The sequence below is a fragment of the Anoxybacillus tepidamans PS2 genome, assembly GCF_000620165.1.
Taxonomy (GTDB): Bacteria; Bacillota; Bacilli; order Bacillales; family Anoxybacillaceae; genus Anoxybacteroides; species Anoxybacteroides tepidamans_A.
The window spans coordinates 31949-47359 of sequence record NZ_JHVN01000006.1; the positions used below are offsets into that span (position 1 = coordinate 31949).

Consider the following 15411-nt stretch of genomic DNA (forward strand, 5'->3'; position numbering starts at 1 on the left):
TCGTTCCTTGAGGTGGGAGTCTTCTCGCCTAAAATGATAAATGGTAAAATCATTAAAATGATAGAATCGTATGATGGCTTCAAAAAATGGAGGAGGGGGTAGCGATGGAGTGGAGAGAAATCATTGGCACAATGATTGGGAACATAATTCTGATCGGCATGGTCGTCGCTATGGCGATTGATATGCGAAAAATGAAAAAGAGGTGAGAAGGTTGGTACATAAACCCTTGCGAGGAAAACGGGCGATTGTAACCGGAGTAAGCCGCATGAAAGGAATCGGCGCGGCGATTTGTGAGGCGTTGGCCGAAGGAGGGGCTGACATTTTTTTTACGTATTGGAGCGCGTATGACCGGTCGATGCCATGGGGAATCGAACAAGACGAACCGTTTCAGATTCAAAGAAAAATAGAAGCGCTCGGTGTCTCATGCCATTGTCTTGAATTGGATTTGTCGAAGGAGGAGGGGCCGCAAGCGTTATTGGCCGCGGCACGCGATGCGTTTGGCGAGCCGGACATTTTAGTCAACAACGCCTGTTATTCCGAAGCGATGCCTTACTCAGCGCTGACAAGCGAACGGCTCGACCGCCATTATTTTTTGAATGTAAGAGCGCCCATTATGTTGAGTGTCGAATTTGCGAAACAGTTTCAAAAAGGAAGGGGCGGACGGATTATCGCGATGACATCGGGCCAGTCTCTCGGGCCGATGCCGGGGGAGACCGCTTATGCCGCCACAAAAGGGGCGATCGATGCATTTGTCAAAACATTCGCGGCCGAAGTAGCGGAAAAAGGGATTACTGTAAACGCGGTCAATCCAGGGCCAACCGATTCCGGTTGGATGGATGAGGAACTCAAAAAGCAGCTTCTCCCGAAGTTTCCGTTCGGACGGATCGGCACACCATACGATGCGGCGCGGCTTATCCGCTTTTTAGCAAGCGACGAAGCTGAATGGATTACCGGACAAATTATCCATTCGGAAGGTGGGTTTATTCGAGGGTAGATGATGGGAAAACGACTGAATAAAATAACGATAGCTTTGTTGAGCAGCTTTCTTATTCCCATTCCGTTTCTTTTTCATTGGTATGAATATCATCAACACGTTGTGGGAAAAGAAGCGTCTTTTTTAGCCGTTGGATTTGTCTTGGTGATCGTGCTGGCGGGTATCGCTGCGACACAAGTCAATATGGTGGTGACGCTGTTGTTGAACGGCCTAAATCTTATATTCTCGCTCATACTCGCGTCGATGTTTCTTCCTCTTGATCCGTACTGGTTCACCGTCGTTGGACGCAATGGGGCAGTTGTATGGATTTGGATTGTATATGTGCTCGGGCAGCTGCTCGTCAAGGGTATCATCACAATCGCCCAATACAGGCAATCTTAGACAATCAAGGGGACTATGAAGGAAATGAAATCGTGATGATGCATGAGCCATTGGAAGGGGCATGATGGCTTTATGAGGAAGTGTATGCGACAGAAAATGGCTTTGCGCTGCACGTCTTATTTGACATGCCATTGATGGAATGGACGATTGAAGCAGAAAACGTAAAGATGGAAATAATCGTGTAGATGCGCCGCTCCGCCTCAAACGGAAGCGGCGTGTTTCATGTTCGCACATGCCCCTCTCCATATACAAGCGTTTTCGTTGTTGTAATGGCGCGCAAGCCCATCGGACCGCGGGCATGCAGTTTTTGCGTGCTAATGCCGATTTCCGCGCCGTAGCCGAACTGCTCGCCGTCAGTGAAGCGGGTCGAAGCGTTATGATACAGCACAGCGGCATCGACATGGGCAAAAAAGCGCTCGACATTTGGCTTGCTTTCGGAAATAATCGCTTCCGAATGTTTCGTGCCGTAGCGGTCGATATGGGCGATCGCTTCATCGACATGGCTAACAAGCTTTACCGCCAAAACCGGCGCTAAAAATTCCGTACTCCAGTCGGCTTCCGTTGCTTCATTAATAAACGCGTATAACGCAGCAAGGCGCTCGTCGCCGCGCAGTTCAATTCCCTTGTTTGAGAGCGTGTGCATGAGTTCATCGATATAAGGCCAGTTTTCGTGAATCAATACGGTCTCGACCGCGTTGCATACAGACGGACGCTGCAGTTTGGCGTTCAGGACAATGTCGCTCGCCATTTGTTGTTCCGCCGATTCGTCAATGAAAATATGGCAGTTGCCAACGCCCGTTTCCAACACAGGAACGGTGGCATTCTCAACAACCGATTGAATCAGTCCGGCTCCCCCCCGCGGAATGAGCACGTCTAAATATTCCTTTAAACGGAACATGTGCTGGGCTGTCTCGCGGCTCGTGTCTTCCAATAGTTGCACCGCCTCTTTCGGGATGCTCGATTGCTCGAGCGCTTCTTGCATGACGGCTACAAGCGCCCGATTTGAGTGAATGGCCGATGAGCTGCCGCGCAATAGGACCGCGTTTCCGGTCTTTAAACAAAGAATCGCGGCATCGACCGTCACGTTCGGTCTCGCTTCATATACCATGCCGACAACGCCGAGCGGCACGCGAATGTGTTTTAGACGCAATCCGTTGGGCCGCGTCCATTCTTCGATTGTTTCGCCGATCGGATCTGGCAAATCGATGACTTGTCGGACGCCGGCAACGATTTGCATCATCCGCTCTTCAGTCAAGCGCAAGCGGTCAAGCAAGGAAGGGGAGAGGCCTTGTTCCCGGCCGACGGCCATATCCTTCTCGTTTTCTGCAAGAATCTTTTGTTTATGCCCCTCAAGAGCTTGAGCGATCAAAGAGAGCGCCTCATTTTTTTCTTCTGTTGACAATACAGCCAATCGCTTCGCTGCTTGTTTGAGCAGCTTCCCTTTTTCGAACAGTTCGTTCATTTATTCACATTCCCCTTTCTTTTAAACTTTTAGTATATCATTCACGCGCTTAATGTGAGGAGACGGAACCTTGTTTTAAGCAGACCCAGTTGTCGCGGTGAATAACCTCTGGGCGCTGATGAAGCGAATAGCGCTTCGCATCATCGCTCGCTAACCCTTTCACTTTTTGCAAGTCCGCCGCGGAGTAGTACACTTGTCCTCGGCCGATCACATCGCCTTTTCGATTGACGACTTCGACGACATCAAGCGGCTGGAACGATCCGAACACGCGGGTTACTCCTGCCGGCAGCAAGCTTTTTCCCCGGCGCAGCAGAGCCATTTCCGCTCCTTCGTCGATTTCGATCGTTCCGGCGGGCTGCGAATGGTAGGCAATCCATTGTTTTCGTCGCTGCATATGCCCTTGCGGCGCGCCGATATATGTTCCGTCTCCTTTTCCTTCTAGAATATCGAGGAGCTTTTCTTTCCCTTTGCCGGTTCCGACAAAAACGCTGACGCCAAATGACAAGGCTCTTTGCGCCGCCAAGAGCTTCGATTTCATGCCGCCGGTTCCCACCGCCGAGCCGCTTTCGCCCGCTTGAGCGATGATCTCCTCCGTCACTTCAGCGAGAAAGTGATATTTTTTGACCGCTTTATTTGTTTTTGGATTTCCGTCGTACAGACCGTTAATATCCGTTAAAATAATTAAAGCATCGGCGTGCAAAAAGCCGCTGACTAGCGCTGACAATAAATCGTTGTCGCCAAACGTCAATTCCTCGACAGAAACGGAGTCGTTTTCATTAATGATCGGCAGCGCGCCGCGTGCAAGAAGCTCGGACATGGCCGAAAACAAATTGCGAAATCGTTCGCGGTCGTAAAAATCGCCGCGTGTGAGCAACAATTGCGCGGTCACAATGCCGAAGGAGCGAAAGGCAGATGTATAACTTTGCATAAGTAACCCTTGCCCGACGGCGGCGGCCGCTTGTTTGCCGGCAATCGTTTTAGGCCGCAAGCGGTAACCAAGCGCTCCGAATCCGGCTGCCACCGCCCCGGAAGAAATGAGAATCACTTCATGACCGAGCTGTTTTAAATAGGCGAGCGCTTCGACGTGGTCATGTAATTTTTCTTGTGAGAGCTGTCCGTTTTCGTCTGTCAAGGAACTGCTTCCGATTTTTACAACCACTCGCTGCTTTTTCATAATTCCACCTCCTCTTCAAAATAAAAAACGCTTCTCCCATCCTCTAAAAAGGACGGAAAAAGCGTTCCGCGGTACCACCTTTTTTGGCGCAGCAAGCGCCCACTTTTGCCCCGTAACGTGGGGATGACGGCTTATGTTTGCATAAGCGGCCGAATAGGGCAGGTTCAACCGACTTTCCGTGAGGAACCTTCCAGCCAGCGGATTCCACTCTCTTGCACGTTCCATCGATTTACTAGTCCCGTACCGTTTTCATGATCATTTTTCTCAGAATTATCTAACGGAAAACCAACTTTGTCAAGGTGTTTTGCGCATTTTTTATGGAAAAATTTGTGATAACGCTTACAAAGATGGGACAACTTTTATACGTTGTTTCGTCAATAAAAAAATGGATTGGTCGAGGTTGATAGGACGAAAGATCTAGCGGATAGAAAGCGCTTACAAAAAATCAACACATAGCGTATACTAAAATTGAAAGAGGATTCTAACATAGGGGGATTATTCATGAATCATACGGGGAAACGGTTTGAAACAACAGCCATTCATCACGGATATGACACGAAAGAACATCTCGGCAGCTTAGCCGTTCCGATTTTTCAAACGTCCACATTTACCTTCGATACAGCGGAGCAAGGAGAGGCGCGTTTTGCCGGCCAAGAGGAAGGGTATATTTATTCGCGGCTTGCCAATCCGACGGTGCGGGCGCTAGAGGAAAAAATCGCTTGTTTGGAAGAAGGGGAAGCGGCATTGGCGTTCAGCTCCGGCATGGCGGCGGTATCGGCTGTGCTGCTTTCGCTCACCAAAGCGAATGATCACATCATTTGTTCGCAAGGGGTATACGGCTGTACGTTTGGCCTGTTGCAGTTGATGAAAGAAAAATATCGGATCGACCACGATTTTTGCGCGATGGAATCGGAAGAGCAAATCCGCGCGCTGATCCGTCCGGAAACGGTGTGCATTTATGTGGAAACGCCGATCAATCCGACGATGAAATTGATCGATTTAGAAATGGTCGTCAAAGTGGCAAAAGAACATGGGATCGCGGTCGTTGTCGACAACACGTTCTGTTCACCGTATTTGCAGCGGCCGCTATCGATCGGCTGCGATATTGTCATCCATAGCGCGACAAAGTACATCGGCGGACACGGTGATGTCATTGCCGGCATCGCAGTTGGAACAAAAGAGCGAATGGCGGAAATTGCGAAAACGACGCAAAAAGACATCGGCGGCGTGTTATCGCCGTTTGACGCCTGGCTTTTATTGCGCGGAATAAAGACGCTCGCGGTGCGCATGGATCGCCATTGCGACAACGCGGAAAAAATTGTAGAGAAGCTCAAGAAACACCCGCTTGTTGAAAACGTCTACTACCCAGGCGACCCGGACCATCGCGATTTTTCGATTTACCGAAAGCAAATGAAGCGCGGCGGCGGTTTGATTTCTTTTGAAATCAAAGGAACAAAAGAAGATGCGCAGCGTTTCTTAAATTGCCTGCAGCTCATTCATATCGCCGTCAGCTTAGGCGATACGGAAACGCTGATCCAGCATCCGGCCACGATGACGCATGCGGTCGTTCCGGAAGAGGCGCGAAAACAAATGGGCATCAGCGACTCGCTCATTCGCTTGTCGGTTGGCTTAGAAGCGTGGGAAGACATTTGGAGCGATTTGGAGCAGGCTCTCGATCAATGCCAAGCGTGATAAAACGCCAGTGTTAACAACAGAGGAGGTTAAGGAGTCTTTTTGCAGGATAGCCCTCGTACAAAGGTGTCTATTAACGGGCGATGCGACCTGTCTATAAAAAACCGCTTCCAGCCATCTTGGCCGCAAGCGGTTTTTTCTTGCTTCAATTCAGGTCATCATTCCCGCATCATCCGCCACTTTTCTTCCTTCATAAAATAACCGCTCTTCTTTTAGCGGTTTTTCTTTTGCGGTCATCGCTGTTGGCACGATTTTCACAACGGCGGTGCGGCTTCCCATTGAGGAGCGGTACGAATCGACGTGGTGCTTTGCAAGCGGAGCGGAAAAGTAGCCGGGCACGTATTTATCAAGAAGCTGCTGCATGGCGGCGGTCGCTTCGTTTAAATCAGTGACGATTTCCGCTTTGCCAAACAGCATCACGCTCATATAGCCCGTATCCGTGTTCGCTGGGACGGGATGCACCATCGTGCCGAAATGTTCGCTCACCGTAAAGCAGGCGCGGTCGTTTCGTTTCAGCACTTCCATTTTTCTTCCTTCCATCGCGCCGTGAAAGTAGATGGCGCCGTTCCACCAAACGAAATTGAGCGGAACGACGTAAGGATCCTGCCCGTCTGAGAGCCCTAAATAGCCGGTGGCAGCGGTCGATAAAAACGCGGCAATTTTTGCTTCATCTTTGCATTCGAGCATCGGTCTTCTGAACTCATACATGTTGGTTCCTCCTGTTTCCTTTGTTTGGTATAATCATTGTAAAAAGTTTCTGGCATGATAGATAGTGGCAGTTTGCAAGATTTTAATAGGGTCAGGAGGAGCGGAATGATTGAATTAACCCCGCATTTAGACAGCAGACAACGGACGCCGCTGTATGAGCAGCTATATGAATATATGAAACGGGAAATGATGCAAGGTCATCTTAGCGCTGGCACGGCGCTTCCTTCTGTGCGTGCTCTTTCTAAACATTTGCGCATTAGCCGCAACACCGTTGAAGCCGCTTATGCGCAGCTTGTAGCGGAAGGGTACATCGAAAGCCAGCCACGCAAAGGATTTGTGGTAAAAGAATTAGATGATGATGTGGTGCCGATAGTTGCATTAAAGCCAACGGTGACACCGGCGCCGCTTCCTAGCGTCAAACCGCGCTATGATTTTCGCTACGGGCATATCGACGTGTCGCAGTTTCCGCTGCGAGCGTGGCGTGCCTGTATGAACGAAGCGCTGGATGCGCCGCCGGAAGAGTTGCTTTGGTACGGCGAGCGGCAAGGAGAAATCGGGCTGCGCCAGCAAATTGCCCGCTATTTGTTTCAAGCGCGCGGCATTCATTGTTCTTATGAGCAAATCGTCATTGGCGCCGGTATTCACCAAATGACAGGGCTTCTTTGTCAATTGTTTTCGCCAAAGACGAATGTGGTCGCTATGGAGAATCCGTCCTATGACGGCATTCGTACGGTGTTTGCGAACCATCGTTATCGGTTGATTCCGATTTCGCTCGATAAAGACGGTTTAAACATCGCCGCATTAGAAGAAAGCGATGCCAACATCGCCTACGTCACGCCATCGCATCAGTTGCCGCTTGGGATGGTGCTGCCGATTGGCAAGCGGCAAAAACTATTAAAGTGGGCCGAGGCGAAAAATGCCTTCATTATTGAAGACGATTACGACAGCGAGTTCCGCTACGAAGGGAAACCGATTCCCGCTTTAAAAGCGCTTGATACGCAAGATCGGGTCATCTATATCGGCACGTTTTCGAAAATGCTCACGCCGGCGCTTCGCGTCTGTTACATGGTGTTACCAGTGCGTTTGCTTCCGACGTTTCAACAGACGTTTCACAACTACAACCAGCCGGTGGCGACGGTTGTGCAAAAGGCGCTTGCCTTGTTTATGCAAAAAGGCCATTTGGAGCGGCATATCCGCAAAATGCGCAACGTATATGCGAAAAAGCGGCAGGCGCTAATCGAGGTCATCCGCGAGCAATTTGGTGAGAAAGCCGACATTATCGGCGATAAAGCCGGGCTGCATTTGCTTGTTCGCTTTAGGCACATCGAGGATGTCGAGGAATTGGTGGTCGGCGCCAAAAGCGAAGGCATCCACATTTACTCCGCGTCCAAATATTGGTTTGATCCCGCTCGGGTCGCCCCGCCTTATATTTTGTTAGGTTTTGGCGGCATGAGCGAAAGCGACATCCGCGAAGGCGTGCGGCGGTTGAAAAAAATTGTCTTGCCCTCTTAATTCAAAGGCATTCGTCAAAAAGGCGAATGCTTTTTTATTGGAATGCATCGGCGACTAATCGCCCCGCCATCGCTTTTTGGTGGAATCTAGCATCGGCGCCAAGCCGCTTTACGCCAAATAACCTCCGTCCTCGAAGTGCGTGGCACTTCATGTGGCCGGAGAACATTTGGCGTGCGCGGCTGAACGTGGCGCCTTAGCTTTTTTATTAAAAATCTTATATTTTTTTATAACATTTTTATTGAAAATTTATAAAATTTCCACTATGATAAAACTATGAAAAAGGAATCTAAAAAACTCAACAAACAACAACATGCGTATGAAATCATCCGCGAGCGCATTATGACCGGCGTTTATGCACCGGGGCAGCGGGTGGTCACAAGCCAACTTGCCGCCGAACTGTCGGTTAGCATCATTCCGGTTCGCGAAGCGCTCAAAAAATTAGAGGAAGAGGGGCTGATTCAAAACAAGCCAAATATCGGGGCGATCGTCACACCGATCGACCATGAGCGCTACTTAGAAGCGCTATCGGTTTTAGCCGTGCTATCCGGCTATGCGACGGCGTTAAGCGCGCCGCGATTTCCGCGCGAACAGCTCGCTGAACTGCGCCGCATGAATGAAGAAATGCGGGAGGCGCTCGATGCGTTTGATTTCCGCCACTTTGGCCAATTGAATCGAAAGTTTCACCGGTTCATTTATGATTATTGCGGCAATCCGTTTTTGCTTGAAACGATTGAAGCGGTGCATGCGCGCATCGATTCGATCCGCCGCATGGGAACGGCATTTATTCCGATGCGGGCGCGCGAATCGATTCAAGAGCATGAACAAATCATCGCGCTGATCGAACAGGGCGCCGATTTTGCGGCCATCGATCAATTGGCGAGAAACCACAAATTAAACACGCTCGAAGCCTATCGTCAACATGTGCGTGAACAGGAAAAGCAAGAGCGCATCGCCTTTTTTGAATGATGAAAGGAGGTGGACACAGCCGACCGCCGCTTCCAGTTTGCGGTGGCCGCTGCTGCGCTAATCATCCCGCAACGGGAAAAATTTTTTAAAAATACAAGTCTGAAAATTTTAAATTTTTAAAAGGAGTGGGTTGTTTTGATGTCTGTTGCTGAAGCGAAAGAGCGCCTTCGCGGTTCGATCGCGCCGATTGTGACACCGTTTCTCGAGAATGATGAGGTCGATTATAAAACGTTGGAGCAGCTAATCGACTGGCATATTGAAAGCGGCAGCCACGGTATTTCCGTCACCGGAACGACAGGGGAGCCGAGTTCGCTTACGTTGCAGGAGCGGGAGCGCGTCATGGAAACGGCGATAAAAGCGGCAAAAGGGCGCGTTCCGGTTGTGCCAGGCACCGGTTCTACGAATCATGCAGAAACGCTTCATTTGACAAAGCTCGCCCAAGAGATGGGGGCGGATGCCGCGATGGTCATCGTGCCATATTATAACCGCCCGTCGCAGCACGCGCTCTACAAACATTTTAAAGCGATCGCCGATGCGGTCGACATTCCGATCATCGTCTACAACATTCCAGGCCGGACAGCTGTCAACTTGGAAGTGAAAACATTGGCGCGCTTAAAAGAGGATTGCCCAAATATTATCGGCGTGAAAGAATCGAACAAAGATTTTGAACACGTCAATCGCGTATTGCTTTATTGCGGCCGCGATTTCCTTTTGTACTCCGGCATTGAACTTTTATGTTATCCGATGCTCGCAATTGGCGGGGCAGGGTATATCAGCGCCACGGCCAACGTCGCTCCGGAAAAAGTGGCGGATGTGTATAACGCATGGGTTAGTGGTGATGTGAAGCGAGCCCAAAAGCTGCATTATGAATTGATGCCGCTCAACGATGTGCTTTTTAAAGATACGAATCCGGCGCCGTTAAAGGCAGCGCTCGGCATGATGGGAAAAATTTATCCGAAATTGCGCTTGCCGATGGATTTGCCATCTGAAGAACTGCAGCAAGAAATCCGTGAGGTGCTTGCAAGCTATGGACTTTTAGAGAAAGCGGGGAATCGATAAATGAAACATGCTCGTTTTATCGCGGACGGAAGGGAACAGACCGGCACGTTGAATCAAGAGGGAACACATATTGTTTCAGCAGGCGGAAAGCAGTATGCGCTTTCTGACATTCAAGTATGGCTGCCGCCTGTAAAGCCGAATAAAATCATCGGCCTTGCGCTAAATTTTGCTGATCACGCAGAGGAGCTTGGATTGGAGAAGCCGTCCGAGCCGGTGCTGTTTATCAAGCCGAATAGTTCTGTCATCGGCCATAAAGCCCCGATTTATTACCCAAACGGCGCTACATATATGCATTACGAAAATGAACTCGCTGTCGTCATCGGAAAGTATGCGCGAAACGTCAAAAAGGAGGAAGCGTTCGACTATATTAGCGGCTACACGATTGCCAATGACGTGACCGTGCGCGATTTTGTCAACAACTTTTACCGTCCGCCGGTTCGCGCGAAAGGCCACGATACGTTCGGGCCGTTGGGACCGTTTTTTGTCGACAAAGACGATGTCGCCGATGTGAACAATTTAGAGTTGCGCACGTATGTCAACGGCGAGTTGCGCCAGCGGGGCAATACGAAAGATTTGATGTACTCGATTCCGGAATTGATCGAATTTATCAGCTCGTTCATGACGCTTGAGCCGAACGACATTTTATTGACAGGAACGCCAAAAGGATTGTCGCACATTTATCCGGGCGATGTGGTCCGTCTGGAAATCGACGGGCTCGGCGCGTTGGAAAACTATGTGCTTGATGGCCGAACAAAAGAAGCGAATCGAGGTGAGGCATATGTCGTTCAACAAGATTAACGACATTCCTTTATACATTGGCGGGGAGTTTGTTGCCAGCGCTTCAGGCGAAATGTTTGAAAACATCAATCCGTTCACGAACGAGGTGATCAACAGCGTCGCATCTGGGAATAGCGCGGATATCGACCGCGCTGTGCAAGCCGCCAAGGAAGCGTTTCATAACGGTCCCTGGGGGACGATGAAAACCGCGGAGCGGCTGCGCTACATTGAACGGATCGCCGCGCTCATTGATGCGAATGTCGAAGAAATCGCCTATTTAGAATCAGTCGACACGGGACTTCCGATCAGCCAGACGCGGAAAATGATCGCGCGGTCCGCAGAAAATTTCCGCTTTTACGCCGCGATGGTGCGCGCTCGCTTGGTCGGTGAAGCGTACCAACAAGATGATGAATTTATCAACTATACCGTATACCAGCCTTTAGGGGTGGTCGGACTCATTACCCCTTGGAATGCGCCATTTATGCTTGAGACGTGGAAAGTCGCACCTGCCTTAGCCACAGGAAACACCGTCGTACTAAAACCTGCCGAACTATCCCCTCTGACCGCCCATAAACTCGCACAACTCATCGATGAAGCTGGATTGCCAAAAGGTGTGTTTAATGTCGTACATGGATTTGGCGAAACCGCAGGCGCCGCTCTCGTCGCTCATCCGGATGTGGCTGCCATTTCGTTCACAGGTGAAACAACGACCGGATCTATCATCATGAAAAATGCCGCCGATACGATGAAGCGGACGTCGATGGAACTAGGCGGAAAGTCGCCGCTGATCGTCTTTGACGACGCCGATTTTGATCGCGCTTTAGATGCGGCCGTATGGGGCATCTTCTCGTTCAACGGCGAGCGCTGCACGGCCAATTCCCGCGTATTTGTTCACCGTTCCATTCAACAGCGATTTGAAAAGGCATTGAAAGAGCGGGTGGCCAACATCCGCATCGGCGATCCGCTCGATGCGCGCACGCAAGTCGGCCCGCTTATCCATCAAGACCATTGGAAAAAAGTGACCGGATATATCTCGCTTGCGGCAGAAGAAGGGTGCGAGGTGTACAGCGGACGAGTGCCGGATGAGTTAAATCGCGGCAATTTCGTCGCCCCGACGCTGCTGTTGGGAGCGAAAAACGAGATGCGCGTATGCCAGGAAGAAATTTTCGGTCCCGTGATGGCGGTTATCGCTTTTGACTCCGAGGAAGAAGTCATCCGCATGGCGAACGACGTCAAATACGGGCTTGCCGCTTACATTTGGACGAACGATGTTAAAAAAGCGCATCGCGTCGCTCAAGCGATGGAATCGGGCATGGTGTGGGTCAACGCACAAAACGTTCGCGATTTGCGTATTCCGTTCGGCGGCATGAAAGCGAGCGGCATCGGCCGTGAAGGCGGACATTACGCGTTTGAGTTTTATACCGAGCCGAAAGTGATTCACGTCGCGATCGGCGATCACCATATTCCGCAGTTTGGGAAGTAGTTTTTACAAAGAAACGGGGAAGTTCCGCTTTCATGCAGCTTCCCCTTAAAAAAGACAACATTTCTGAGTATAAACCTTGGTCGTCAAACAAGGGGGAAACAAAATGGCAAAAGAGGAACTCATTACGTCCTTATCGAAAGAATGGATGAAATTTTTATCAGGAGAAAAGCTTGTGCTTCTTACAACGGTCGAGCCGGGAGGGAATGTTCCGAACGTGGCGGCGATCTCATGGGTGAAAAGCGTCAACGAACAAACGCTTCGCTTCGCTGTTTCGACAAATTCGCGCATCGTGTCGAACATTCGAGCTAATCCGCGCGTCGTGTTGACGGTGATCGGAATGGGCTCCGTCTACTCGATCCATGCGACAGCATCGGTCATCGAAGACGTGATGCCGGGCGTGCCGTTGAAGCTGGCGAAAATCGAAGCGGTTGTCGAAATGATTTTGGACAGCATGTTTTGGGGCTCCAAAATTACGACAGAACCCGCGTATGAAAAAACGTATAATGTTGAAAAAGCGAAAAAACTTGATGAAGAAGTATATGCGGCGCTGCTTGCGTGAACTTTTTTGCCAAGCGCAAAATTCGATCAATAAAGGGGGAGATGTTGATGCCTGCAAGAACAGGGGAGCAATATTTAAAAGCGTTGAAAGAAGCGAAAAACAATATTTACATTGACGGACAGCGCGTAGAAGATCCGACGGAGCATCCGGCGTTTAAAAATGTGGCTCGCTCAGTCGCGGATTTGTACGATCTGCAATATGAAAAACGCGAGAAAATGTTGTACACATCGCCAACGACAGGGGAACTGGTCGGGCTTTCCTTCATCGCTCCAAAAACAAAAGAAGATTTAATCGCGCGGCGCGAAATGTTTACGGAGTGGGCCCGCTATTCTGGCGGCATGATGGGACGTTCTCCTGATTATATCAACACAAGCCTCATGGCGTTCGCATCTGCCGCATCGTTTTTCCGTCAAGGCAACCACGATGGCATCGATTTTGGCGAAAACATCATGAAGTATTACGAATATGTCCGCGAAAACGACTTAGCTCTAACTCACACACTCATCCATCCTCAAGTGAACCGTGCCAAAGCCCAACATGAGCAAAAAGATCCTCACGTATCAGCCAGAATTGTCAAAAAAGATGCAGACGGCATTTACGTGTCCGGCTGCCGCCTGCTAGCGACGCTCGGCGGCATTACCGATGAATGCATCTTGTACCCTTCTACGCTAAACAAAGCAACAAGCAACGATGATCCTTACTGCATGGCCTTCGCTTTTTCCAACAACACGCCAGGGGTCAAATTTGTATGCCGCGAATCATTTGATTACGGCAAAAACCAATGGGATCACCCGATGGGAGCGCAGTTCGATGAAAGCGATGCGATCGTCATCTTTGAAAACGCCTTCATCCCTTGGGAGCGCGTGTTTATCATCCATAACGCCGATTTATGCAACCGAACCTACCGCGAAACGAACGCTGTCGTTCATATGTCACATCAAGTGATTGCGAAAAATATCGCCAAAACGGAATTTGTGCTTGGCGTTATTTTAAGCATTATTGAAGCGGCCGGCCTTGAGGCGTTTCAGCATGTCAAGGAAAAGGCGGCGGAAGTGATGGTCATTTTGGAAACGATGCGTTCCCATTTATACCGCGCTGAACAAGACGCGAAACTTGATCAATACGGCAATATGACGCCGGACTTTTTGCCGCTTGATGCTGCGCGCAATTGGTTTCCGAAAGTGTATCAGCGCATGGTCGAAATCATTCGCATCTTAGGCGCGTCCGGCTTAATGGCGATTCCGACGCATCAAGATTTTGAAGATGCGGAAATTGGTCCGTTAATGCACCGCTACATGCAAGGAGCGAATATTGACGGCTATGAACGGGTTCAGCTGTATCGCCTTGCGTGGGATATTGCAATCAGCGCGTTCGGAAACCGCCAAGCGCTGTATGAATACTACTTCTTTGGCGACCCAATCCGCATGTCCAATGTGTTTTATGACCATTATGATAAAGCGCCGTACAAACAGCAAGTCAAAGAGTTTTTAGACCGAGCGAAAAAGCGTGCCGGCATTGCTTCAGTCACATTATCATAACGGGGGGAAGGGCAGATGAAAAGACCTTTCGATATTGTCCGGTTGCATCATGTTGAGGTGACAGTTACCGATTTGGAGCGGGCGCGTGATTTTTACGTCAACGGGCTTGGATTGATTGAAACCGAGCGCGACGAACATCATTTATACCTTCGCGCCCTCGAAGATGCGAACCACCATTGCCTTGTTTTGACGAAAGGAGAACAAGCAAGCTTAAACCATATTTCGTATCGCGTGAGCGCCGATGAAGATTTGGATGAATTGGATCGATTATTTACTCAATTAGGCGTTAAAAAAAGATGGGTGCAGCCAGATGAAGAACGGGGGCAAGGGAGAGCGCTTCGCATTCAAGATCCGGGCGGGCTGCCTGTCGAATTTTTCTTCGCGATGGAAAAAGCGGAGAGAATGCTGCAAAAATACCATTTGCATCGCAATACGAAAATTAAGCGCATCGACCATGCGAACTGCCTTGTGACCAATATTGACGAAGTGTATCGCTGGTATAGCGAACATTTAGGATTTATGACAAGCGAATATACGGTCCAAGGCTACGGCGATGATGAGCGGATGTGGGCAGCGTGGATGCACCGCAAGCCGAGCGTCCACGATTTGGCGCTCATTAGTGAAAAGGGGCCGCGCTATCACCATACGGGCTTTTGGATGGACGATGCGAAAACGATTTTAGATGCATGCGACCATTTGGCAGCCATGGGGTATGCGCGCAACATTGAACGTTCACCAGGACGGCACGGCACATCGAACGCATTTTTTGTATATGTGCGCGACCCGGATGGCAATCGAATTGAGCTTTACACTGGCGATTACTTTACCAATGATCCGGATTGGGAGCCGGTGAAATGGCATTTAGACGATCCGCAGCGCGCTACCTTTTGGGGGACGGAGCCTCCTGTGAGCTGGAAGACAGAAGCCGCACCTGTTCAGGATATTTTAACGGGAGAACTAATTGAACCGAAGCCGTTGTCACCTAAAAGAAAAGAAATGGTATGAATTCAATGAAGGAGGAGACCATCCTCCTTTTTTTTAGTGGGGTGCTAAAACAAAATCCCCTCTCAAAATAGTCTAAATAGTCAAAAAGTTATTAGTAAAAA

At 49.8% G+C, this 15411-nt stretch carries 14 protein-coding genes and 1 pseudogene; 12 read left to right on the forward strand and 3 right to left on the reverse strand.

Annotated elements, in window-relative coordinates:
• The first annotated feature begins 211 nt into the window (after nt 1-211).
• The 3 genes and pseudogenes from N667_RS0107795 to N667_RS20140 all read left to right on the forward strand — a co-directional run.
• Entirely contained in the window at nt 212-994 is a 783-nt protein-coding gene (locus tag N667_RS0107795; protein WP_027409060.1) for an SDR family oxidoreductase, read from the forward strand.
• Nucleotides 995-997: 3 nt separating this feature from the next.
• Nucleotides 998-1375 carry a hypothetical protein gene (locus tag N667_RS19750; RefSeq protein ID WP_156936096.1) on the forward strand — a complete coding sequence of 126 codons (378 nt, stop codon included), beginning with the start codon at nt 998-1000 and terminating at the stop codon, nt 1373-1375.
• A gap of 77 nt (nt 1376-1452) precedes the next feature.
• Nucleotides 1453-1560: pseudogene (locus tag N667_RS20140) on the forward strand (DUF4085 family protein); the annotation flags it as partial.
• Between the two features lie 35 nt (nt 1561-1595).
• Here N667_RS20140 and N667_RS0107810 read toward each other — a convergent pair.
• Together N667_RS0107810 and proB are read right to left on the reverse strand one after the other, a co-directional pair.
• Nucleotides 1596-2837 carry a glutamate-5-semialdehyde dehydrogenase gene (locus N667_RS0107810; protein WP_027409061.1) on the reverse strand — a complete coding sequence of 414 codons (1242 nt, stop codon included), beginning with the start codon at nt 2835-2837 and terminating at the stop codon, nt 1596-1598.
• Between the two features lie 49 nt (nt 2838-2886).
• Nucleotides 2887-4011 carry a glutamate 5-kinase gene (gene proB / locus N667_RS0107815; RefSeq protein ID WP_027409062.1) on the reverse strand — a complete coding sequence of 375 codons (1125 nt, stop codon included), beginning with the start codon at nt 4009-4011 and terminating at the stop codon, nt 2887-2889.
• Nucleotides 4012-4512: 501 nt separating this feature from the next.
• Between proB and megL the strand changes: the two genes are divergently transcribed.
• On the forward strand, nt 4513-5703 hold the full coding sequence (megL, locus tag N667_RS0107825) for a methionine gamma-lyase (RefSeq protein ID WP_027409063.1): 1191 nt from the start codon (nt 4513-4515) through the stop codon (nt 5701-5703).
• Between the two features lie 150 nt (nt 5704-5853).
• On the opposite strand, the gene N667_RS0107830 is transcribed toward megL, so the two are convergent.
• On the reverse strand, nt 5854-6411 hold the full coding sequence (locus N667_RS0107830; protein WP_027409064.1) for a pyridoxamine 5'-phosphate oxidase family protein: 558 nt from the start codon (nt 6409-6411) through the stop codon (nt 5854-5856).
• A gap of 105 nt (nt 6412-6516) precedes the next feature.
• Here N667_RS0107830 and N667_RS0107835 point away from each other — a divergent pair, with 105 nt between their 5' ends.
• The 8 genes from N667_RS0107835 (at nt 6517) to hpaD (ending at nt 15310) form a co-directional block, all read left to right on the forward strand.
• The gene (locus N667_RS0107835; protein WP_027409065.1) at nt 6517-7923 is read left to right on the forward strand and encodes a PLP-dependent aminotransferase family protein; all 1407 of its coding nucleotides are present in this window, start codon (nt 6517-6519) and stop codon (nt 7921-7923) included.
• 273 nt (nt 7924-8196) lie between these two features.
• Nucleotides 8197-8889: a GntR family transcriptional regulator gene (locus tag N667_RS18410; protein WP_035098403.1), complete on the forward strand. Its 693-nt coding sequence runs from the start codon at nt 8197-8199 to the stop codon at nt 8887-8889.
• A 138-nt stretch (nt 8890-9027) separates the two neighbouring features.
• A complete protein-coding gene (gene hpaI / locus N667_RS0107845) occupies nt 9028-9948 on the forward strand; it encodes a 2,4-dihydroxyhept-2-ene-1,7-dioic acid aldolase (protein ID WP_027409066.1) in 921 nt (306 codons plus the stop codon).
• Nucleotides 9949-10746, forward strand: coding sequence for a fumarylacetoacetate hydrolase family protein (locus N667_RS0107850; protein WP_027409067.1), 798 nt, complete (start codon nt 9949-9951; stop codon nt 10744-10746).
• Nucleotides 10727-12208: a 5-carboxymethyl-2-hydroxymuconate semialdehyde dehydrogenase gene (hpaE, locus tag N667_RS0107855; protein ID WP_035098405.1), complete on the forward strand. Its 1482-nt coding sequence runs from the start codon at nt 10727-10729 to the stop codon at nt 12206-12208. The genes N667_RS0107850 and hpaE overlap by 20 nt, the downstream gene beginning before the upstream one ends.
• Before the next feature lie 103 nt (nt 12209-12311).
• Nucleotides 12312-12767 carry a pyridoxamine 5'-phosphate oxidase family protein gene (locus N667_RS0107860; protein ID WP_027409069.1) on the forward strand — a complete coding sequence of 152 codons (456 nt, stop codon included), beginning with the start codon at nt 12312-12314 and terminating at the stop codon, nt 12765-12767.
• Nucleotides 12768-12814: 47 nt separating this feature from the next.
• The gene (hpaB, locus tag N667_RS0107865) at nt 12815-14305 is read left to right on the forward strand and encodes a 4-hydroxyphenylacetate 3-monooxygenase, oxygenase component (protein ID WP_027409070.1); all 1491 of its coding nucleotides are present in this window, start codon (nt 12815-12817) and stop codon (nt 14303-14305) included.
• Between the two features lie 15 nt (nt 14306-14320).
• Nucleotides 14321-15310 (forward strand): 3,4-dihydroxyphenylacetate 2,3-dioxygenase, encoded by a 990-nt coding sequence (gene hpaD / locus N667_RS0107870; RefSeq protein WP_027409071.1) that lies wholly within the window; start codon nt 14321-14323, stop codon nt 15308-15310.
• Nucleotides 15311-15411: the final 101 nt, after the last annotated feature.

Bases quoted from the DNA above. Each gene is read 5' to 3' on its own strand.
- N667_RS19750 (WP_156936096.1), top strand. From the start codon at position 998: ATGGGAAAACGACTGAATAAAATAACGATAGCTTTGTTGAGCAGCTTT.
- N667_RS0107810 (WP_027409061.1), bottom strand. From the start codon at position 2,837: ATGAACGAACTGTTCGAAAAAGGGAAGCTGCTCAAACAAGCAGCGAAG.
- proB (WP_027409062.1), bottom strand. From the start codon at position 4,011: ATGAAAAAGCAGCGAGTGGTTGTAAAAATCGGAAGCAGTTCCTTGACA.
- megL (WP_027409063.1), top strand. From the start codon at position 4,513: ATGAATCATACGGGGAAACGGTTTGAAACAACAGCCATTCATCACGGA.
- N667_RS0107830 (WP_027409064.1), bottom strand. From the start codon at position 6,411: ATGTATGAGTTCAGAAGACCGATGCTCGAATGCAAAGATGAAGCAAAA.
- N667_RS0107835 (WP_027409065.1), top strand. From the start codon at position 6,517: ATGATTGAATTAACCCCGCATTTAGACAGCAGACAACGGACGCCGCTG.
- N667_RS18410 (WP_035098403.1), top strand. From the start codon at position 8,197: ATGAAAAAGGAATCTAAAAAACTCAACAAACAACAACATGCGTATGAA.
- hpaI (WP_027409066.1), top strand. From the start codon at position 9,028: ATGTCTGTTGCTGAAGCGAAAGAGCGCCTTCGCGGTTCGATCGCGCCG.
- N667_RS0107850 (WP_027409067.1), top strand. From the start codon at position 9,949: ATGAAACATGCTCGTTTTATCGCGGACGGAAGGGAACAGACCGGCACG.
- hpaE (WP_035098405.1), top strand. From the start codon at position 10,727: ATGTCGTTCAACAAGATTAACGACATTCCTTTATACATTGGCGGGGAG.
- N667_RS0107860 (WP_027409069.1), top strand. From the start codon at position 12,312: ATGGCAAAAGAGGAACTCATTACGTCCTTATCGAAAGAATGGATGAAA.
- hpaB (WP_027409070.1), top strand. From the start codon at position 12,815: ATGCCTGCAAGAACAGGGGAGCAATATTTAAAAGCGTTGAAAGAAGCG.
- hpaD (WP_027409071.1), top strand. From the start codon at position 14,321: ATGAAAAGACCTTTCGATATTGTCCGGTTGCATCATGTTGAGGTGACA.